The sequence below is a fragment of the Micromonospora sp. KC207 genome, assembly GCF_004348615.1.
Lineage (GTDB): Bacteria > Actinomycetota > Actinomycetes > Mycobacteriales > Micromonosporaceae > Micromonospora.
On record NZ_SMKJ01000097.1, the window covers coordinates 1 to 20,712 of the forward strand.

The following is a 20,712-nucleotide window of genomic DNA, read 5'->3' on the forward strand; positions in this document are numbered from 1 at the left end:
GTGCTCGACGACGCGGAACTGCGCGGGGCCCTGGAGGCCATCCTGCTGGTGGTGGACGAACCCGTCAGCGAGCTGACCCTCGCCCAGGTCCTCGAACAGTCCCCCGAGCGGATCGGCCCGCTGCTCGACGACATCGCGGCCGGATACACTGCTGGCGGGCACGGCTTCGAACTGCGCCGGGCCGCCGGCGGCTGGCGGCTCTACACCCGCCCCGAGTACGCCACGTACGTCGAGCGCTTCGTCCTGGACGGCCAAGCGGTCCGGCTGACCCAGGCGGCGTTGGAGACCCTCGCCGTGGTGGCGTACCGGCAGCCGGTGACCCGGTCGCGCATCTCGGCCATCCGGGGTGTCAACTGCGACGGGGTGCTCCGTACGCTGGTCTCCCGCGGGTTGGTCGAAGAGTGCGGCGCAGAACCGGACAGCGGCGCCTTCCTCTACCGGACCACCACGATGTTCCTGGAGAAGTTGGGGCTGAACTCGGTCGACGAGTTGCCCCCGCTCGCCCCGTTCCTCCCCGACGACGTAGAAGAGCTTGCCGATGCGACGCGATGACCGTGCCCCCAAGACCGACGCGCCCGTCTTCGAGGGGGCCGAACGCCTCCAGAAGGTGTTGGCCGCCGCCGGCGTGGGATCCCGACGCGCCTGCGAGGACCTGATCTTCCGCCGCCGGGTGACCGTGAACGGAAAGGTGGCCCAGCTCGGCGACAAGGCCGACCCGACCCGCGACGTCATCCTCGTCGACGGCGAGCGGCTCCAGGCCGACACCCGACTGGTGTACCTGGCCCTGAACAAGCCACGCGGGGTCGTCTCCACCATGGCGGACGAGAAGGGACGCGCCGCCCTGTCGGACTTCATCGGCAACCGGGTGGAGCAGCGGGTCTACCACGTCGGGCGGCTCGACGCCGACAGTGAGGGCCTGCTGCTGCTCACCAACGACGGCGACCTCGCCCACCGGCTCACCCACCCGTCGTACGGGGTGCCGAAGACGTACCTGTGCGAGGTGGCCGGGCCGATCCCGCGCAACCTCGGCAAGCGGCTGGCCGCCGGCATCGAGCTGGAGGACGGCCCGGTCACGGTCGACTCCTTCAAGGTGGTGGACACCCTGGGCAAGACCGCCCAGGTGGAGCTGACCCTGCACGAGGGGCGCAAGCACATCGTCCGACGCCTGCTGGCCGAGGTGGGGCACCCGGTGTTCCGCCTGGTGCGGACCTCGATCGGGCCGATCCGCCTCGGTGACCTGCGCGCCGGGCGGACCCGGCGGCTCACCAACGCCGAGGTCGCCGCCCTGTTCAAGGCGGTCGGTGACTGACCCCGTGGGGCGGGGTACCACAACGGGTAGGCTTTCGTGACGCCCCGGATGGGGCGGGCGGTGGCGTAGGTCGCCACCGACGGCGTCGCGCGCGGCCCTCGACGGGCCGCGGGGCATGATCGACGACGACGACAACCGCTCGCGACGGGCCGCCGGGCCCCGCGAGGCACGGGCTGAGGAGGAACACGGTGGAGGAAAACGTACGGGCCGGGCGCTGCGTGGTCGCTGTGGACGGGCCGTCCGGTTCGGGCAAGTCCACCGTCTCCCGGCGGCTCGCCGTGGGCCTCGGTGCCCGCTACCTGGACACCGGGGCGATGTATCGGGCGATCACCTGGGCGGTGCTGCGCTCCGGGGTCGACCTCACCGACGCCGAGTCGGTGGGCAAGGTCGCCGCCGAGGTCGACCTGCGCATCGGCACCGACCCCCAGGGGTACGGCGTGACCGCCGACGGCGTGAGCGTCGACTCCGAGATCAGGGGCCCCGAGGTCACCGGCGCGGTTTCCGCCGTGGCCGCCGTACCGTCGGTGCGGGCGCTGCTGGTGGCCCGGCAGCGTGAGTTGATCGCGAAGGCCGGCCGGATCGTGGTCGAGGGCCGGGACATCGGTTCGGTCGTCGCCCCCGACGCGGACCTGAAGGTCTACCTGACCGCCTCCGAGGCCGCGCGCGCCCAGCGGCGCAGCGCGGAGGATGCCACGGACGTGGCGGTCACCGCCGCCGACCTGGCCCGCCGCGACCGGCTCGACTCGACGCGCAAGGCTGACCCGTTGCAGCAGGCCACCGACGCGGTGGTGCTGGACACCACGGAACTGGGCATCGACGAGGTCGTCGACCGGCTGCGCGCACTGCTGACCGATAGGGGAGTGGCGTGACGACCGACGAGGGCTGGGTGGAGCTGCGCGAGCCGGCCGTCGACGCCGAGGAGCCGACCGGGCCGATGCCCGTGGTGGCCGTCGTCGGCCGTCCCAACGTCGGCAAGTCCACCCTGGTGAACCGCATCATCGGCCGCCGGCAGGCGGTCGTCGAGGACATCCCCGGGGTGACCCGGGACCGGGTCCCGTACGACGCGCAGTGGTCCGGCCGGGCGTTCACGGTCGTCGACACGGGCGGCTGGGAGCCGGACGCGAAGGACCGGGCGGCGGCGATCGCCGCACAGGCCGAGATCGCCGTCGCCACCGCCGACGTGGTGCTTTTCGTGGTCGACGCCATGGTCGGCTCCACGGACGTGGACGAGGCCGCCGTGAAGATGCTGCGGCGCAGCGCCAAACCGGTCATCCTGGTGGCGAACAAGGCCGACAACGCCACGATCGAGATGGAGTCGACCGCACTGTGGTCGCTCGGCCTCGGCGAGCCGTACCCGGTGTCGGCGCTGCACGGCCGGGGCTCCGGCGACCTGCTCGACAAGATCCTCCAGGCGCTGCCGGAGGCACCGGCGATCGTGGAGAACCGCCCCCGCGGCCCGCGCCGGGTAGCCCTCGTCGGCCGGCCCAACGTCGGCAAGTCCAGCCTGCTCAACCGGTTCTCCGGCGAGGAACGGGCGGTCGTCGACTCGGTCGCCGGCACCACCGTCGACCCGGTGGACAGCCTCGTGGAAATCGGCGGGGAAACCTGGCAGTTGGTGGACACCGCCGGGCTGCGCAAGCGGGTCGGCAAGGCCAGCGGCACCGAGTACTACGCCAGCCTGCGCACGGCCTCGGCGATCGAGGCCGCCGAGGTGGCCGTGGTGCTGCTCGACTCCAGCGAACCGATCAGCGAGCAGGACCAGCGGATCCTGTCCATGGTCACCGAGGCCGGCCGGGCCCTGGTCATCGCCTTCAACAAGTGGGACCTGGTCGACGGCGACCGCCGGTACTACCTGGACAAGGAGATCGAGCGGGAACTGCGCCGCATCCCGTGGGCGCTGCGGATCAACCTGTCGGCCAAGACCGGCCGAGCGGTCGACAAGCTCGCCCCGTCGCTGCGCAAGGCCCTGGCGAGCTGGGAGACCCGGGTGCCGACGGCGCAGCTCAACTCCTGGCTGACCGCCCTGGTGCAGGCCACCCCGCACCCGGTGCGGGGCGGCCGGGCGCCGAAGATCCTCTTTGCCACCCAGGCGGGGGTGGCCCCGCCGCGGTTCGTGCTCTTCACCACCGCGCCGCTGGACGCCGGCTACCAGCGTTTCGTCGAGCGCAAGCTCCGCGAGGAGTTCGGCTTCGAGGGTAGCCCGGTAGAGATTTCGGTACGCCCGCGCAAGAAGCTCGGCCCGGGCGGCCGGGGCAAGGCGCACGGCTGATCCCGCTTCCACCCCTGCCCCGTACGCCTCGCCCGCCCTCGTGTCCTGACCCGCTCGAGTGCCCGGTTCTGTTCCGGGTGCCCGGCCGTGTTCTGTGTGCTCGGTCCCGTTCCATGGGGGTTGGTGCTGTTCTGGGTGCGGGTTCCGACCGACGGTGTTCGGTCCCGTTCTGCCAGCGCCGAGCCCTGTTCCGAGTGCCCGTCCTGTTCCCGTAGGGCGGGCACTCGTTCCGGCCTCGCCGCCACGGCGGCGGGCCGCGCCGGCCGCGGCGGCTTCGAGAGTCGCCACCATGCCCTGGAACCCGAAACTCCTGGCTCACCGGCCTGACGGCCGGCTCGGCCGGCGGGCGGTACTCATTAACTCACGCTTTCACCTATCCTCCTAGGACGGCCTAGCGAATGTTGGGGAGGTGGCTGGGCGGGCCCGGGCCGGTGCGTGCGCGGGGAAGATCGTGCGCTAAGCTGTACCGGCTGTCGCAGGGCGGAGAACGCCTCGCGGAAGCATCGGGACGTGGCGCAGCTTGGTAGCGCACTTGACTGGGGGTCAAGGGGTCGTCGGTTCGAATCCGGCCGTCCCGACAGCGAAAGGGTTTCCGCAGGTCAACGACTTGCGGAAGCCCTATTTTCATTGCTTGGCATGGATGCCTGGTCTAGCACGCCGCTGTTGGACCTCTTGACTCGGGCAGGTTGTCATGCCACTACTGGATCTTCAGAAGCTCACCGCCGGACTGTCCCGGACCTGGGCCGGGTTCCTTCGGGACTGGGACCGGTCGCTGCGGGCCGGGAACTACCCGGCGACCACCCGCTACAACTACCTTCTGGCCGCGGCGCAGTTGGGTCGGTATCTGGGGGAGTCGTCCCCGGATCCGGACGCCGATGATGCGGCTGACGATCCATGCGCGGTGACTCGGGCGCACGTGGAGGCGTTCCAGGCCTGGATGATCGAGACTCGGTCGGCGTCGACGGCGCTGAACAAGCACAAGGGGTTGCAGCAGTTCTTCAAGTGGCTGCTTGTCGACGAGCAGGCCATCGATCGGTCGCCGATGGAGCGGGTTCGGCAGCCGAAGACGCCCCGGAAGCTGATCCCGGTCCTGCGTGACGAGGACACCGGCAAGCTCCTCGACGCGTGCAAGGGCAAGGGCTTCGTCAACCTGCGCGACGAGGCGCTGATTCGGCTGTACTGCAACACCGGCGCCCGGCTGTCCGAGGTGGGCAACCTCCTTGTGGCCGATGTCGACCTGAACACCGAGTCGGTGCACTTTCACGGCAAGGGTGCCAAGGACCGGCGGGTACGTTTCGGGCCGAAGACCGCCCGGGCGCTGAGCCGCTATCTCCGGGCCCGGGACAAGCACAAGGGCGCCGCACTGCCTCAGCTGTGGTTGGCCGAGCGCGGCGCGGCCCTTCTGACTCCGAATGGCATCAAGATCCTCCTCAAGCGGCTGGGTAAGGCGGCCGGAGTGCCGGATGTGCACGCGCACCGGTGGCGCCACAACTTCGCCCATGAGTGGAAGCGCGCCGGGGGAGACACTGGCGATCTCATGCTGCTGCTCGGCTGGGCCTCCGATGACATGCCCCGCCACTATGGTGCCAGCGCCGCCGCGGAGCGGGCGCAGGAGACGCAGGCGCGGCTGGGAATCGGCGAGCGAGTGTAGTTCGGCTGGCGGACGAGATTACGCACGTCAGAGCCGTGCGTGATCTCGTCTACCGGTAGGCTCGACGGGCTTACGGGGGAGGGGTGGCGATGACGCGGTACGCAATCGACGAGAATCGCAGTGAGTTGTTGGCAACCTGGGAGACCGGCTACGGGTCTGTCGCGATTCGGGTCGCGTCGCTGGCGGCGAGTATCGAGCCGAGACAGCGGCTGGCGCTGGCGGCCGAGTTGTCGGGCCTGTCCGAGGCGCTCTGGCGCTGCTACACGCATCCGGCGAGCGCCGCCGACAGCTTGGAGATCAACACGGAGGGGTGGCGGCGAGAGCAGACCCGGAACGAGTTCGCTTCCGTGACCGCCTATATCAGGAAGCCGAGCCTGCCTGACAGCAACGGCATGATGATGGTGTCGTACGACCCTGTGGAGGAACGCGCCCATCGAGTGGGCCGTTGCCTGCACGCTGCCGCGGACGCGGATCTCACTGCTGCGGTGGTCGCCGATGTCGATGCAGAGGTCGCGGCGGTGGAGGCTGCCGAACTGGGGGATCTCTCGGGACGCTCAGCGCAGGCCGTGCAACTAACGCGCCAAGCTGCCTCGCCGGTCCAGGTCGCCGCTGCCGACCGGATTCTGATGAATGACCCGCTTGGCGGAGAAGAGTTATTTCTGGAGCTCGATCCGACCTCGGCATGCGTGGCGGCGGCGCACTGGCTGCAGGCGGCCGCCGACCTGGCGGCGGAGGTCTCCCGTGGTGCCGCAGCCGATGTTCTACTGGAGGCGGACGACATCGAAGCGCTGCCGCACGCGACACCCACCGCGCTCCTGGAGCTGATGGAGATCGGCCTGTCGCCGACAGACGTGGTGACCAGGATGATCTGCGATGCCATGGCGATTGCTGAGGGCGAGGCACCCGACATCGATGAGCTACGAGAGAAGATAGAGGAAGCCGAGGAAGAAGCTGAGCAGGTCAGGCCGGGCGGAGCCGAAGCGGTTGGCGAGATCGCGACGATTCGGCTAACCACTCTGGACCCGCTGCGTCCCGCCCGCGACATGCTTGAGGACCTACTGTCCGGCATTCGCGGCTGTTGGCTCCTCTACCGCGAGTACGCCGTGTCCTCAGCCGACCCGGAGGACAACGTGTCCGACGACGAACTGGACGACGAGCTCAAAGAAGCATTCCGTAGCGAAGTGCGAGCCCGAGCAGCCGCCGACCGATACCGACTCGATCTTGAAGACCGCAAATAGGTAGCAGGCAGGCGTATTGGTGCGGGCGGCCCTTCGCCAGCGATCACGCCAGGTCCCGTCGCGTGGCACCGTAGCCGCCCGTCCGCCAGACGAAGGCGGCCGGGACGAATTGGGTGTTGGCGCCGTGCTGCTTGTCCCGACGAGATGAGCACCATGGACAACGCGTGTTCAAGTCCCCCCTCGGACACGCGTACGTCTCATATGTGCGACGTAGACGTAGCGGTGGTTGAGCATGCTTGACCACCGCAAAATTCCCTCCAGTGCCGCATCAGGCGCTACTCTCAGTGACCGGCGTGCGGCGAGTCCTTCGTCGACACGTGGCAGCTCGTCAGTGATCCCCGCCGTTGCTTTACCTGGCCAGATGACCGTCAGGCGCGGTGCTCATGGCTCTCCCGCGACGGTCATGAGACGTCCTCCACTGCCGCTTCCGAGTCTTGCCGTGCCCCGAAGCCGAACAGCTGTCTATGGCGTGGCGACCCTCGATTCGCATGGGCGAATCGCCGACCGGTCGGCGATGAAGGGACTCCAGTGGAGTCCCGGACTGCGACTGCACATCAAGGAGCGCCGCGGGCTGATCGTCGTATCGGCCGATGAGCAGGGCGTCTTCAAGGTGACGAAAGAAGGCCACGTCCGGCTGCCGGCAGTGGTCCGTCAATGGTGTGGTCTTACCGCCGGCGACCGTGTGTTCATCGTGGCTGAACCAGCCGGCAGGCGCCTGGTGGTTCACCCGCCGGGAAAGCTCGACGAGATGATCACCCAGGCTCACGATGCGGTGTTCGGGGGCGAGCATGAGTGAGGCCGCGGCTAATAGCGCTGAGTTGGACGCGGCTCGGCTGCTTCTTGCTCGGATGGGCATCTCGCCTGCTGATCTTCTGGAGGCTGCCGCGGTTCGGCCTCCGTCGCCTACCTTCGCCGAATACGTTCCCGTGGTGGCGGCTGCGGTCACGGCAGGTACACGGCGTGCCTACGGTTCCTACTGGAAGCGTGTGGTGGAGCACTGGGGGCAGCGAAGGCTCGACGAGCCGACACCGTCGGAGATCGAGCAGTTGGCGGAGTACGTCAAGACGCACGTGGTTGCTCGTAGGAATGCCCGCGGCGGTCGAAGCGCGGCGGAGCATCTGATTGCCGCCCTGCGTTGTCTCTACAAGAGGGCGGTCGCTGATGGATTCATCGTTGCTTCGGACAACCCTGCGTTGAAGGTGGCGAAGCCGCGACGTCTGCCGAGCACGCGGCGGGCAGTGGCGGACAGGCGGCTGGCCGAGATCAACGAGGTTGCCGCCAGCACAGGTGACGATCCAGCGCTCGACACCCTGCTCTTGCGGCTGCACACCGAGACGGCGTGTCGGCGCGGTGGGGCGCTGGCGCTTCGGCTGGTTGATCTGGACCCAGACCAGTGTCTGATTCTGCTTCGTGAGAAGGGGGACACGGTGCGTTGGCAGCCGGTTTCTCCCACACTCATGAGATACCTACAGCGGCATGCTGAGGAGCGGGGCGCGACGGAGGCAGGGCAACTCCTACGGTACCGGAACGGCCAGCCCATCACCTACCGGCGTTACGATCACCTGTGGGTACGCATCGGCGAGCACCTTCCGTGGGTTTACGTGCAGCAGATCAGCACTCACTGGTTGCGTCACACAACGTTGACATGGGTGGAAAGAAACTTCGGCTACGCTATCGCACGAGCCTACGCCGGTCATTCGGAAGGTGGCGGCGATGCTGGCGCTACCGCCACCTACGTGCGAGCGACGTTGCAGGAGATCGCCGCCGCCTTGGCGGCGCTCACCAATGAATCCCATCCTCTGAGTTAGTCGGGTGGTGGGACCTGCTCCTGCGGAGCTGTGTCCCACCGTCCGATGCGGCAGAACGTGGAATCGCGAGAAGGGATTCGGCGGTGCTGGCTGTATCGCCATATTCGGCACGCCCTGAATGCGCCGCAGCTGGCTGGTGTGCGACTGGATCAAATTTTCAATGAAGGGGTGCGGACCTGCCGCAGTTGGGGTATGCGCAGTAGCCGTTGGCTCCTTGGATGTAGGGGTGGCTGTGGGTGGCGTTTGCCGGGCTTCGCGCGGTGGGGCTATGTTTGGTGTTTGAATCCGGTCCGGCGGGCGGACTAGATCTGTTCGGCTGCCGTACTAGCTCTAGTTCCGTGGCCGAACCAACTGCCAGCGGCGTACGTCGCCGGGAAGCGGCCAAAGCGTGCTTCCAGGGTTCAGCTTTTGCCGGCAAGTCGCGCGGCACCTCGTCTAAGGACGTAGGGCTGGGAATTTGGAGGCGATAGGCGGTTCTTGCTTTTTTGCGGCGAGCATCTTCCACTTTTGGTCTGAACCGAACGACCCAGCCCAGCAGCTCGAGACGGTTCAGCCAGACAGCGATTGTGGAGCGGGCCATGCCTGTCGCCCGTTCGAGGTCTGTCAAGCTTGGTGAGAACTGAGGCGGGATGACCGCAGTCGCGGTGTCCGTCCAGGTGAGTAGTGTGAGGACAAGGTGGCGCCCGGAGGGGCTGAGACAGCAGTCAGCATCTCGAACTGCCCGCTCCACGGCCCATCGCTCTACCATGCGCTACGTCCTTCCCGACCACCGCATTCGCTTGGCGGCCCGATCACGATCAGCACCTGAGCCTCGTGACGCTAGTGGTCGGCGCCTGCTCTGGCCAGGCGTGTAGCTGCTTGTCGGGCGAGTCTGAGTGCTCGGCGGCGTCACTGACCTGCAGTTTTGGGGTCATCAGAGATGTGACCACTATTGGCCGCTTGAGTAGGTGATTCGGACCGGCTGGCAACTGAGCTTTTCCATCGTGAGCGTGAAGGGGCCGGGTCTGCTCTCGACCTACGTTTAGCAGGACGTCCCCCCGGGGTGTGCGGCTGACGCCAGTACGGTGACGATCATGAATGAGGAACAACCGCGGTACGGGTACGGCAAGGGACAGTGGCCGTTGTGGTCGTCGTGAGACCGCGACGCGGAGGCGACCCGGCGCGCACTGCGCGTAGCCGGGTTGCGGGACATGGACGAGCGGCACCCGGACGGCTTCGCGGTGGAGGGTGCCAACAGCAGCCTGGACGGGCCCGAGCCGTTCAGTGTCGTCTACTGCGCCACGCCGAGCAGCCGGAGGTAGTCGCGCGCTATCGCCGGATTCTGGAGCAGGCCGGCTACCAGGTCGCCCCCGATCCGCTCGACGAGAACACGCTGGTGGTCCCGCGGTAGCCCACCCCTGAGACGATGCCGTCCGGCCAGGGGCTGCTGGTGGCCGCAGTGGTGTTCGCGGTGGCGGCCACGGTCGCGCTGGTCATCTCCTGGGCCGCGGACGGGTCGGCGCGGCTGGCCGGTGGTATCGGCTCGGCGGTGTGCGGGGTGCTGGCAGTGTGGCTGGCCGGCTCGTGGTACCGACGACGGGCGTATCTGGAGTAACGCAGTTCGTCGAGCTGCTGGCCGGCGACCCCGCGGAATGACTGCCGTCGCGATTGCGAGGTAGCTGGCGAGGGACAGCCTGGGCCCGTCGGGCATCTCAGGCAGGGATCACCCCCGCATGCTCGGGGAGCAGACGACCGTGAGCGGTCTCTCCGCCCTCCCGCCGGGATCACCCCCGCATGCGCGGGGAGCAGGATCGACCGCATTATTTATTGGCCCAAGGCTGAGGATAACCCCCGCATGCGCGGGGAGCAGCCCGGGAGGCTACCCGGCAGTGTCGGCGACGCGTGAAAAATCGGGCTCTGGCACACATTTTGTGAGTCGTGCTCGCCGCTAGTTCGGGTTGGGTGCCGGGGTGGAGATCATCGTGGCGTTGCTTCCGCATCTGGTGGGCCTGCGGTTGGAAGCGGTGGTGGTCCGTGGCGTCGGGGTCAGGATCGATGCGGCGACGAGGACGGTGCGGGCCGCGTGTGGAGCCTGCGGCACCTGGTCGGCCACCCTGCATAGTTCCTATGTGCGCCGGCTGGCCGACGTCAGATTGGGCGGCCATGAGGTGCTGGTCGCGTTGACGGTCCGCAGGTTCACCTGCATCAACGTGGGGTGCCGGCGGCGGACGTTCGTTGAACAGGTGCCCGGTCTGACCCGACGGTACGCCCGTCACACGGTCCGGGCGGCGGGTGACCTGGAAGCGGTCGCGGTGGCGTTGGGCGGTCGGCCGGGCAGCCGGTTGGCGCATCGGTTGGCGGTGTCGGTGTCGCGGATGACGTTGATCCGAATGATCCGTCGGATGCCCGACCCGCCGTCGGTGACGCCGACGGTGCTGGGCGTGGACGACTTCGCTCGCCGCCGTGGGCACCGGTACGCGACCGTGCTGCTCGACATGCACACCCGCCGGCCGATCGACGTGCTGCCCGACCGCACCGCCGATACCCTCGCCGGATGGTTGCGCGAGCATCCTGGCGTTCAGGTCGTCTGCCGGGACCGTGGCGGCAGCTACGCCGAGGGCGCCCGCAAGGGCGCGCCCGACGCGGTGCAGGTCGCCGACCGGTGGCACCTGCTGAAGAACCTCAGCGACGCCGTCGAGAAGGTCGTCCGTGGGCACCGCCGCTGCCTACGGGAGCGCACCGATGCGATACCTGCCCTGGCTGCGCCAACGCCGGTCGAGCCGGTCAGGACGGGACGACGCGCGGCGAACACCCGCCAACGTCACGCGGCCGTGCACGCTCTGCGATCTGAAGGGCTGTCGATCAAGGCGACGGCGCGTCGGCTCGACATGAACGTCAGGACCGCCCGCAAGTACGCCCACGCGGCTACCGCCGAGGCGCTGATCGGCCCGAACGCCAGCAGCCGCCCCAGCATCCTGGCCCCGTTCCACACCTACCTACGGCAACGCCTCACCGACGGCATCCACGACACGGCCGACCTGCACGCCGAGATCCTGGCCCGCGGCTACCAGGGCAGCCTGCGCGTGCTGCGCGACTGGCTCACCATCAACCGCACCCGACCCACCCCTGTCACCGTCCGGGTGCCGCCCGCGCGGCGGATCACCGCCTGGATCATGCGCCCCGGCCACAAACTCACCGACGACGACCGCACCCATCTCGCCGACGCCCGCAGCCGCTGCCCGGACCTCGACACCATCGCCGACCTCGCCCGCGGGTTCGCCGCGCTGGTCCGCCACCAAGGCACCGGCCAGCACCTCGACGCCTGGATCGACCGCGCCCGCCACGCCGGCTACCCCGAACTGCGCGGCTTCGCCGCCGGCCTGGCCAGTGACCGCGACGCGGTCCTCGCCGGCCTCACCCAACCGTGGAGCTCAGGCCCGGTCGAAGGCCACGTCAACCGCATCAAGACCATCAAACGACAAATGTACGGCCGCGCGAACCTCGACCTCCTCCGCAAACGCGTCCTCACCCTGCCCTGAGCAACCCCAAGATCACTCACAGAATGTGTGCCAGAGCCAGTTCCAGTCCGCCGTTGACACGGGGAGCAGATTCGGCGCAGGTTGTTGACCGTGACCCGCAGGGGATCACCCCCGCGTGCGCGGGGAGCAGTCCCTGCCCAGGTCGTGCTGTTCTTAACCCCCCGGATCACCCCCGCGTGCGCGGGGAGCAGCCGCCGGATGCCTCTCCGGCGGGCCCTCTGACCGGATCACCCCCGCGTGCGCGGGGAGCAGGCGACCAGCGGTGGCGCGTGTATCAGCAGCACGGGATCACCCCCGCGTGCGCGGGGAGCAGACAGCAACATCGACGGCACGTTCGCGTCTGTCGGGATCACCCCCGCGTGCGCGGGGAGCAGGGTCGGGTCAAGGGCCGGCCCCCGAAGCGCGAGGGATCACCCCCGCGTGCGCGGGGAGCAGAAGAAGCCGAAGAAGGGTGCGGTGCAGATCAAGGGATCACCCCCGCGTGCGCGGGGAGCAGATGTGAAACCAGGCGGCCGGTCGGCCGGGCACCGGATCACCCCCGCGTGCGCGGGGAGCAGGATTGGACGGCTTCCCGACCGAACGCAACCCGGGGATCACCCCCGCGTGCGCGGGGAGCAGATGGGACCTTCGAACGTGTCGAAGGTGATCACGGGATCACCCCCGCGTGCGCGGGGAGCAGCAACCCCGACACGATCCTGGACCTGACCGGCACGGATCACCCCCGCGTGCGCGGGGAGCAGATCACGCGCTGATCATCCAGTTCCAGTGCTGCCGGATCACCCCCGCGTGCGCGGGGAGCAGTGTCTGGGCTGATCGACGGTATCCGCAACATGTGGATCACCCCCGCGTGCGCGGGGAGCAGTCGAGCGTGACAGCACCGCCCGTGGGGGAGACGGGATCACCCCCGCGTGCGCGGGGAGCAGCGTGGGGCGGGTTCAGGTCGGAACAGGCGCAGCGGATCACCCCCGCGTGCGCGGGGAGCAGATCAGGCCGGTGCCGTCGAGGAGCGGGACGCCGGGATCACCCCCGCGTGCGCGGGGAGCAGTTCGAGCAGCACGTCGATACCTGGGGCCAGGAGGGATCACCCCCGCGTGCGCGGGGAGCAGCACCGGTAGCCACGATGAATGGCCTTGCAACGAGGATCACCCCCGCGTGCGCGGGGAGCAGGCACGGACCGCCACCCTCAAAGAGGCTCGCACGGGATCACCCCCGCGTGCGCGGGGAGCAGTGGGGTTCCTTCCCGACACGATCGACCGGCTCGGGATCACCCCCGCGTGCGCGGGGAGCAGGTGAGCGCCTTCGGGGCGGGGGTGCCCTGAATGGGATCACCCCCGCGTGCGCGGGGAGCAGGCGATCCGGGTGCGGCGTGCGGCGAACGGCTGGGGATCACCCCCGCGTGCGCGGGGAGCAGGTTACTCGTACTTCGAACAGGTGTACCGGGTTGGGATCACCCCCGCGTGCGCGGGGAGCAGTCGGTGGGACTGTAGACGCTCCAAGAATCCCAGGGATCACCCCCGCGTGCGCGGGGAGCAGCGTATCGGCCGCGCCGAGGGCGTAAACGTCCTGGGATCACCCCCGCGTGCGCGGGGAGCAGGTCGCGATCTGCCGCCACCGCATGTCGTCGATGGGATCACCCCCGCGTGCGCGGGGAGCAGTCCTGGTCGTACTCGCCCTCGATCTTGGGCACCGGATCACCCCCGCGTGCGCGGGGAGCAGACCGGCGCGACCGTCGCGGCCCGCAGCAGCGCCGGATCACCCCCGCGTGCGCGGGGAGCAGTCCTCATCTACGACGAGATCGGCTACTGGGGCGGGATCACCCCCGCGTGCGCGGGGAGCAGGCCGACTCCGGGGCCCGCGCCCTGTCGATCTTGGGATCACCCCCGCGTGCGCGGGGAGCAGGTCTTGAGCCGAATCGCCTCCCGCACGTCACCCGGATCACCCCCGCGTGCGCGGGGAGCAGTTACCCAATGGGCATGTCAGCACTGCATGCTTAGGATCACCCCCGCGTGCGCGGGGAGCAGATGTCCTCCGCCTCGACCGCGTCAACCACCGACGGATCACCCCCGCGTGCGCGGGGAGCAGGCGCCCAAACTGGTCGACTACCGGGGCCGCGAGGGATCACCCCCGCGTGCGCGGGGAGCAGCACCATCCCGGCTGGTGGATCGTGACGGACCCGGGATCACCCCCGCGTGCGCGGGGAGCAGTCTGGCCATGAGGCCAGAGCGGGGGCGCTGCTGGGATCACCCCCGCGTGCGCGGGGAGCAGGGCGTGGCTGTCGGTGCTGCGGTGCTGTCGCTGGGATCACCCCCGCGTGCGCGGGGAGCAGATGATCGCCCACACCGAGGAGCAGACCGAGGAGGGATCACCCCCGCGTGCGCGGGGAGCAGGTGGGGGTGTCCAACGGTCCGTGGGTGCTCACGGGATCACCCCCGCGTGCGCGGGGAGCAGGATCGTGGGCGCTGCTGTTGCCGCGGCTGCTGGGGATCACCCCCGCGTGCGCGGGGAGCAGGCTTCCTGAGCTGGGGCGCCAAAGATCAACTACCACTTTTTCCTTCACTCTGCTCGGAGGGCCTCGACGATCCGCTGGTCCCATCCGGGGCCCTCCGTCCGAACCTCCGACGCTTGGATGCCTTGCTCCATCCCTGACCAACTGCCGGGTTGTACGACCTCCGCTCCGTAGGCCGGCGCATCAGCGTGATCCCGTCGAAGTCCACCGGCTCCCAGTGATGGTCGTGCACCTCGAAAGCAAGTCGTTGCTCGCCGGGCCGCTGGTAGACGAGCAGTGCCCGGCCTGGTCCGGCCATCTCGACGACCTTGGCCCAGAGTCGCTGCCGGATCCGACTGTTTACGTTTCCCACGTACACTCCGGCAGAGATCTCGAGCAGCCACTGCGTCAGGTGCCCCCGCAGCCCTTCCGGGCAGGCGGTCAGAATGATGACGGTCATCAGAAGTCCACGTCCCCGCCGTAGTTCCGGCCGCCGGCGAGCTCGTAGCCCCCCTCGTCCCACAGTCGTACGGCGTCGTTGCCGGCCTCGTCGTCGAATTGTTTCTCGTCGATCGGGCCGGCGGAAGCGTCGGTGAGCAGCAAGCTTCGGATGTCCCGGACGCACCGGTCGAGGAGCGCACCGTCGTGGACCCGGTCACGGACCGCCCGACGGGTGTCCGAGCCGATGTCGGTCGATTCGCCGGCCGCGATATCGAATGCGACCGGGATGGTGATCTCGGCCTTGTAGAGGTCGGCGATGTCGTACACGAATGACCGCTCGTGACCCGTGTGGACGAACCCCAGCCCAGGGGAGGCACCGATGGCGACGATAACCGCATGGACGACCCCGTACAGGCAGGCGTGGGCGGCCGACAGCGCCTGGTTGACGGGGTCGCTGCCGCTGAAATCGTCCGGGTCGTACTCCCGGTTGTTCCAGGAAACGCCGGTGCGGAGGGCATGCTCGCGGTAGCAGCGGCGCACCCTCGCCCCTTCCTTGCCACGCAACTGTTGCATGGTCAGGGTGCTGGTGTCCTCCCCGGGGAAACGCATCCGGTACATGGCGCGCGCCACCTGGAGCCGCCGGTCGCGGTGCGAAACGGCAGCGGCCTGGGCGACGAGGAGTCGACTCGACCGGGCGAGGGTGCGCCCGTGCGCGTAGTACCGGACGCCGTGCTCGCCGACCCAGACCGCAGTGGCACCGTTGTCGGCGAGCAGCATCATCGCCTGCTGCGTGACACTGGTGCCGGGACCGAGCATGAGTACGCCGAGCGTGGCCGCCGGAATGTGCACGACCCCCTTCTCGTCGGTGGCCGTGATCGCGTTGCTGTCCCGGTGGATGACGCACCGTTCGAGGTAGACGAAGCTGAGCCGGTCCTGTGCGCGGTTCAGCTCCGACAGCTCAGCCGGCGGAACGCCGGGGATCTTCACTGGTTAATCTGCGCCGGGGCGAGGGTCAACAGCCCGCAGCCGTACGCGCGGGCGTGCCCGATGCCACGGGTGAGCGCGCCCCGGAACAGCTCCGGGTCCTCGACCTCCAGAACGCCGTCGTAGGTGGCCATAACCAGCGTCACCTGCTTCTCTCCCCGGTTACGCATGAAGCGGCGGACCTGGCGGTCGTATGTGACGAGATTGAGTTCCCCGTCGGTCTGCCGGGCCACGGTGAACCCGTTGCGCTCCGCACGACTGGTCAGCCACTCGACCTGCTGTACGGGGGTGACGTGGCCGAATCGTTGGGTCGTCGAGGCGTCCACCCTCCTCCGTCCGGTGCGGGTGGGGTTGGCGGTGAGCCGGAAAGCCCAGCGCTGCCCCTTGTCGAGCGAGTTGAGCAGTCGCTCGTATGAGCGGGTCTCCCAGCCTTCGCTACTCCTCGGCCAACCGGCCTGCTCCACGAGATGGGTCAACTCGGGTGCGGTGGGGCTGACGACATACAGCACGACCTGCCGGTCCCGCCCCGTGTCGACGCGCCAAAGGGTGCGGGCACCGTCCCGGGTGTGGTCCTCGGGCCGGGGAAAGCCGGAGAGCACGGCGGCGTGCATTGCTTGGGGTGAGGCAAGTAGCCTGCGAGCACCCTGCCGGGCGGTGTTCACGAGGAATCGGGTGAGATACATCGTTATTCCTCACAGCCACGCGATTGGGTTGTGGTCGGTCTGCGGCTGACCGCCGGAGGCGGTTGTGCCGACGGGAACACGGCCATCGGGGTTGGGCACGTCGAAACGAGTCCGGACGACCGCCCGCCATCCGTACTGGCGATGGGCTGGATCAAAACTGACCGGGTTGTCCTGAAGGGTTTCGGTAAACTCAGCCTCAGGCGGGGCGTCGCTGAGCACCTCCAAGGAAACGGTCGTCGCAGCGCGCTCGCGCAGACGCTTGGCAGCCTGCCAGGGCCACACGCCGAGCACGTCGGTAACAGTTCCAGGGTGGATTCCGAGAGTGATCGGCGAGACCGGTGGGCACGACCGGCGGCCGAGGTAGAGCGGAAACCGCGGCCGGCGCACCGCCTCGTACAGACCGTCAAGTAGTTCACTGTCACCACCCACCGCAGCGAGGAACACCGCGTCGGAGAGGTAGTAGCGGTTGGTGAGCGGCATGCTGTCGCGGCCGTCGAGAGTACGCGCGACCTGGAAATCGCGGAGGAGCTGACCGGGCTGGTCGATTCGCACCCCGAATTCGAGGCCGAGCAGCTCGGTGAGCGGATCGGTTCGCCGCATCCCTCGGGCTGCGGCGAGCAGCCCGATGACCCCGCTCTTGGTGGGGGCGACCTCGGTGTGCCGTTGGGTGAAGCGGCTGGTCGAGCCCCACGCCTGAAGCGGGCCAGCGAGCCGCAGCAGCAGGACACTCATGCCGGCGCGTCCAAGCGGTCGGCCACCGTCGCCCCGACGGCGGTGACCAGCTCGGGCAGGGGCAGCGCCTCGCCGAGGGCTGCCAGGACGGCGGTACGGCTGCCAAGGTGGGTGACCCAGGCGGCGACGGCAGGGTCGCCGTACTTCATCTCGACCTCGGTGGTGTGCTCCGCAAGCCTCCTGGCGGCCTCGCCCACCATGCCGGACCGGTCACCGAGCTGCCTCTCCCGGATGGGCTCCTCGAAGGCTCCCACCAGGTTGACCGACTGGGTGTCACGCAGCCGCACCATGACCGCGTCGGGGCGGGTGCCATTGGCGAAGGTGTTCCTCTTGCCGGATGGCATGCTTGTGGTGAAGGCGTGCACAAAGGCTTCCACTGCCTGCCGGGTGGTGGCGGCGTCGCCGAGGGTGTCGTGCAACCGGTCGACGTCGATCGTGGCGTACCGGTAGAGGGTGGCCGAGTTGAACTCGATCGTGCCGATCATGCCGGCGCCGGTTTCCTGGTTGTCGTGCTTACGATCGTCGACGGCCGTGTAGTAGTCGAACTCGTTCTCGACGGCGTGCACGCTGAGGGCATGTGCCACCTGGACGGCCGCGTCGACGTTCAGGTCGGGCACGTCGGCGAGCATGCGGCCGAACATGGCGATGTCGATGGAGTGGTCGGTGTCGGCCAGCTTCTGGAGTTTCTTGGTGTCGAGCTTCGCCCCGGTCCGCTCGGCCTCGATCACCGCCCGCGCGAGGTTCTCCTGCTGGCGGTAGCTGAGGAAGAGCAGATATCCGGACTCGACGTCGGCGTTCTGCCCTGCTTCCTTGGCCTTCTTCGTCGCCTCCTTCTTGGCTACAGCCTCCTTCTTTACCAGACCAGCGGCGATTAGCACCTCGGCTGCCAGGGCGGACGCCCGGTCCTTCAACTCGGGATCGAGGTCGGCGATACGGGTGGCAATCGCCTCACCGACGCGCTTGGTGCGCTCGCCGAGCTGGGAACCGTCGAGAGTGCGGCGGAACGCCAGTCGCACCGCACGCTTCCAGGACTGGGAGGAGACTCGGGCCCGGCGCACCCCGCCGTAGGTGGCGGTCTTGGGAGAACCAGAATCGTCCCGATTGATATTGCTCGGCGGCAGGGTGTGCAGGATGTGCAGGTCCAGGATGGTTCGGGCCATGGTTACTCCTCGGAGGTGGCGCTCGCCGGCGCGGGGTCGGATTTCGGGTCGGTCGTGTCGTCACCTGGGTCGCCCACGGGCTCGGGCTGGCGGTAGAAGTCGCGGCCCCACAGTGCGCGGACCTTGGCTGGGCCTCCGGGCTCCTGCAACTTGACCAGGTCCTCGGCGAGCATCCCGTAGTCAAGGGCGATCCGGTGGTCCCGCAGGAGCCGGACCAGGCTGCGCAGGTGGGTGGTGACGGCGGTGTAGCTGGTGGCGGTGCCGAGGGCGGCGAAGCGCCGGCGCACGGCGTCGGCTCTGTCCGGGTTGCGGGCCAGCACGCTGACCGCCACACCCAGCCCGTAGCCGTCCTGGTGCATCGAACTCTCGCGGATCGACTGCTGGTGGACCGCATACAGGGTTAGGGCGGTGTGCATAGCCCGCTCGGTGTGGGTTGGGTCGTCGCCGACCCGGTCCCCGAGGTATTCCTCCTTCACCCGGGTTTGTTCCAGGGTCGTGAAGTCCTCGGCGGGCTCCTTGCCTGCTGCGACCCGCAACCGGGCCAGGGCGGCGACGGCGAAGCTGGCCTCCGCCCGGTAGCCCTCCTGCAACATGGTGACCCTCGTGGCGACGTGACCGCCGAAAGGTCCTCGGCGACGGGCGTACCGGTTGGGGGCGGGCGTCGGGGTGTCGCTGTCGGCTGGGGCTGTGGCGGTCACGCCGGCACCTCCTGGGAAATGGGCGAGGTTACGGGTCCGGCAGCCAGCGGCAGGGCCCGACGCAGGGCCACGTCGAAGAGCCGGGCCGCGAGAGGGCTGCTCACGTGCTTCTTTTTCTCCTGGTCGATGTAGCGGCCGGCCCAGGCCTGCGGGCCGGACCGGGCGACCAGGTCGCGGCCGAGCCGGCCAACGCACCACTTCGCCCACGTCTGCCACCGGGCGCGCGCCTGTGCCGGGTCGTCGGCCGGGCCGAGGCCGCTCAGCCAGCGCCGGAACAGGATGTCCAGCTCGGCGTATCCGAGTTCGGCGGCCCGATTAGCTGCGGCGGCCGGCGGGTCCTCGGCCCGGTCCCCGTATCCGCCGCCGGCCCGGCAGAGGTCGGCAGCGAGCCGGCGCAGCGCGGTGATGGCGGTGTCGGCGTCGGCGGCGCTGTCCATGATGGTGACGGCGAGCGGACCCGCCGGGTCGAAAGCCTGTACAGGCATGGTCAGCGCATCCTGGTAGACCTCGTCGACCACCGACAGGTTGGAGCCGTACAGGACTCCGACCGCGCGGGCGGTGACCCGGTACCGGTCGTCGATCAGCTCCTTGGTCCGAAGCCGGGCCAACCACTGGCTGACCGCAGGTGGCCGCCGGCTCGGAGCATCGGCACCAGGTCTTTCGGCTGGGGCGGGCAGCAGACTGGTCAGCCCGCGCCAGAGGGCCCGGGTGTGGTCGTGCAGGGCCGGCAGATAGACGGGGCTTCTCCCGAGCTTCTTCTCCTGGTTGGCGCTGCGCCGCCAGCCGCTCATCGGCTCCTGGCCGTGCAGGTTCGGCCAGGCGATGCGGTCCCCGTTGGCCACGACAACCCCGGTGATCCCGGTCTGGTCGCCGAAGAGTCGGATCCGGCGAGATTGCCAGGTGTAGAGATTCAACACCCCGTACGGGCCACGGTCGCGCTCGTTCTCCTCGGCCGGGCCGTGCGGGTCTCGTTCCCAGACCGGGGAGTCGTGCTCCGGGTCCTGCCGGAGGTAGCTGCTGTTGAGGGTGACTAGGTTGAGTAGCAGCGTCTCGCGCAGCGTCCGGCCTTCGAGGTAGACCAGCCCGAGGGAGCCGCAGGAGGCGGGACCGATTGGGTAACCCCTTCCGCCGCTGACCCGGTTGTCCCCGACCGCCCCGGACTTGATGCCGGACGTGTCGTACGCCTGGCAGTGGACAAGCCAGACGGCGGCCTCGGCAGGAGTCAGCCGGGCCAGGCCAGGCCCGAGCCGTGTGGTCAGGTACGGAGCGTTGTTCGGTACGTCGGCGATGAGCCGTTCCAGACCGAACACCTCGTTCTTCTGCGTGTGCAGGCCGGCCACCTGGTAGAACGGCATGATCGGGTGCAGCAGGTCGAAGCGGTCCCGGTACTCGCCGAGGTAGCCGGCGATGTCAGCGGTCGGCAGGTCGGAGCGCTGCCACAGCCGATGCCAGGCGCCCTCGTCCTCGGGCCCGTCGACGGCGCGGTGCAGGATCGCGAGGAGCAGCCTTAGGATCGCGGAGGTCTGGGTCGGCAGCTCACCGGCGACCGCCCGTAGCTTGGCCGCCTGAGCGAACAGCTCGGTCAGGGAGACCAGACGACGACGGCCGGCTAAGGCGTGTTTCAGAAGTCGTGGTGGCCGGTGAAGGTCACGGCGTGGCGGTGATCGATAGCTGAAGAGGTCTCCGGTAAACGGTTCAGCGACCAAGCTCGAACGTCATACCGGAGACCTCGTGGC

Annotated in this window: 17 protein-coding genes, 1 tRNA gene and 1 CRISPR repeat array; of the genes, 11 read left to right on the forward strand and 7 right to left on the reverse strand. The window is 68.9% G+C overall.

The window, feature by feature from the left end:
* From scpB to E1258_RS14630, 11 genes are all read left to right on the forward strand, one after another.
* Nucleotides 1-552: SMC-Scp complex subunit ScpB (scpB, locus tag E1258_RS14580; RefSeq protein WP_243715450.1), on the forward strand; the 552-nt coding region annotated here is incomplete at its 5' end.
* A complete protein-coding gene (locus E1258_RS14585) occupies nt 539-1,309 on the forward strand; it encodes a pseudouridine synthase (protein ID WP_132400839.1) in 771 nt (256 codons plus the stop codon). The genes scpB and E1258_RS14585, both read left to right, overlap by 14 nt.
* A 188-nt stretch (nt 1,310-1,497) precedes the next feature.
* Entirely contained in the window at nt 1,498-2,178 is a 681-nt protein-coding gene (gene cmk, locus E1258_RS14590) for a (d)CMP kinase (RefSeq protein ID WP_132400842.1), read from the forward strand.
* The gene (der, locus tag E1258_RS14595) at nt 2,175-3,578 is read left to right on the forward strand and encodes a ribosome biogenesis GTPase Der (protein ID WP_132400845.1); all 1,404 of its coding nucleotides are present in this window, start codon (nt 2,175-2,177) and stop codon (nt 3,576-3,578) included. Before cmk ends, der begins: the two co-directional genes overlap by 4 nt.
* Nucleotides 3,579-4,082: 504 nt before the next feature.
* Nucleotides 4,083-4,156: transfer RNA gene (locus E1258_RS14600), tRNA-Pro, on the forward strand.
* A 113-nt stretch (nt 4,157-4,269) separates the two neighbouring features.
* Nucleotides 4,270-5,229 carry a tyrosine-type recombinase/integrase gene (locus E1258_RS14605; RefSeq protein ID WP_132400848.1) on the forward strand — a complete coding sequence of 320 codons (960 nt, stop codon included), beginning with the start codon at nt 4,270-4,272 and terminating at the stop codon, nt 5,227-5,229.
* Between the two features lie 89 nt (nt 5,230-5,318).
* The gene (locus tag E1258_RS14610; RefSeq protein ID WP_207919559.1) at nt 5,319-6,467 is read left to right on the forward strand and encodes a hypothetical protein; all 1,149 of its coding nucleotides are present in this window, start codon (nt 5,319-5,321) and stop codon (nt 6,465-6,467) included.
* A 469-nt stretch (nt 6,468-6,936) separates the two neighbouring features.
* On the forward strand, nt 6,937-7,263 hold the full coding sequence (locus tag E1258_RS14615; protein WP_243715451.1) for an AbrB/MazE/SpoVT family DNA-binding domain-containing protein: 327 nt from the start codon (nt 6,937-6,939) through the stop codon (nt 7,261-7,263).
* Nucleotides 7,256-8,275, forward strand: a complete 1,020-nt coding sequence (locus E1258_RS14620; RefSeq protein ID WP_132400851.1) for a site-specific integrase — start codon at nt 7,256-7,258, stop codon at nt 8,273-8,275. Before E1258_RS14615 ends, E1258_RS14620 begins: the two co-directional genes overlap by 8 nt.
* A 1,405-nt stretch (nt 8,276-9,680) precedes the next feature.
* Nucleotides 9,681-9,869, forward strand: a complete 189-nt coding sequence (locus tag E1258_RS14625; RefSeq protein WP_132400854.1) for a hypothetical protein — start codon at nt 9,681-9,683, stop codon at nt 9,867-9,869.
* A gap of 355 nt (nt 9,870-10,224) precedes the next feature.
* Entirely contained in the window at nt 10,225-11,793 is a 1,569-nt protein-coding gene (locus E1258_RS14630) for an ISL3 family transposase (RefSeq protein ID WP_132400857.1), read from the forward strand.
* 41 nt (nt 11,794-11,834) lie between these two features.
* A CRISPR array of direct repeats spans nt 11,835-14,302; the repeat unit is 28 nt; unit sequence GGATCACCCCCGCGTGCGCGGGGAGCAG.
* Between the two features lie 25 nt (nt 14,303-14,327).
* Here E1258_RS14630 and cas2e read toward each other — a convergent pair.
* Genes cas2e through casA form a run of 7 tightly spaced genes read right to left on the reverse strand, consistent with a single transcriptional unit; the run spans nt 14,328 to nt 20,682 of the window.
* Nucleotides 14,328-14,738: a type I-E CRISPR-associated endoribonuclease Cas2e gene (gene cas2e, locus E1258_RS14635; RefSeq protein ID WP_132400860.1), complete on the reverse strand. Its 411-nt coding sequence runs from the start codon at nt 14,736-14,738 to the stop codon at nt 14,328-14,330.
* Nucleotides 14,738-15,706, reverse strand: coding sequence for a type I-E CRISPR-associated endonuclease Cas1e (cas1e, locus tag E1258_RS14640; RefSeq protein WP_132400863.1), 969 nt, complete (start codon nt 15,704-15,706; stop codon nt 14,738-14,740). Before cas1e ends, cas2e begins: the two co-directional genes overlap by 1 nt.
* Nucleotides 15,703-16,386 carry a type I-E CRISPR-associated protein Cas6/Cse3/CasE gene (gene cas6e, locus E1258_RS14645; protein WP_132400866.1) on the reverse strand — a complete coding sequence of 228 codons (684 nt, stop codon included), beginning with the start codon at nt 16,384-16,386 and terminating at the stop codon, nt 15,703-15,705. Before cas6e ends, cas1e begins: the two co-directional genes overlap by 4 nt.
* A 9-nt stretch (nt 16,387-16,395) precedes the next feature.
* Nucleotides 16,396-17,118, reverse strand: coding sequence for a type I-E CRISPR-associated protein Cas5/CasD (gene cas5e, locus E1258_RS14650; protein WP_132400869.1), 723 nt, complete (start codon nt 17,116-17,118; stop codon nt 16,396-16,398).
* Nucleotides 17,115-18,278 carry a type I-E CRISPR-associated protein Cas7/Cse4/CasC gene (gene cas7e, locus E1258_RS14655; protein ID WP_132400872.1) on the reverse strand — a complete coding sequence of 388 codons (1,164 nt, stop codon included), beginning with the start codon at nt 18,276-18,278 and terminating at the stop codon, nt 17,115-17,117. The genes cas5e and cas7e overlap by 4 nt, the downstream gene beginning before the upstream one ends.
* A 2-nt stretch (nt 18,279-18,280) precedes the next feature.
* Entirely contained in the window at nt 18,281-18,976 is a 696-nt protein-coding gene (gene casB / locus E1258_RS14660) for a type I-E CRISPR-associated protein Cse2/CasB (RefSeq protein WP_132400875.1), read from the reverse strand.
* Entirely contained in the window at nt 18,973-20,682 is a 1,710-nt protein-coding gene (casA, locus tag E1258_RS14665; RefSeq protein ID WP_243715452.1) for a type I-E CRISPR-associated protein Cse1/CasA, read from the reverse strand. The genes casB and casA overlap by 4 nt, the downstream gene beginning before the upstream one ends.
* Nucleotides 20,683-20,712: the final 30 nt, after the last annotated feature.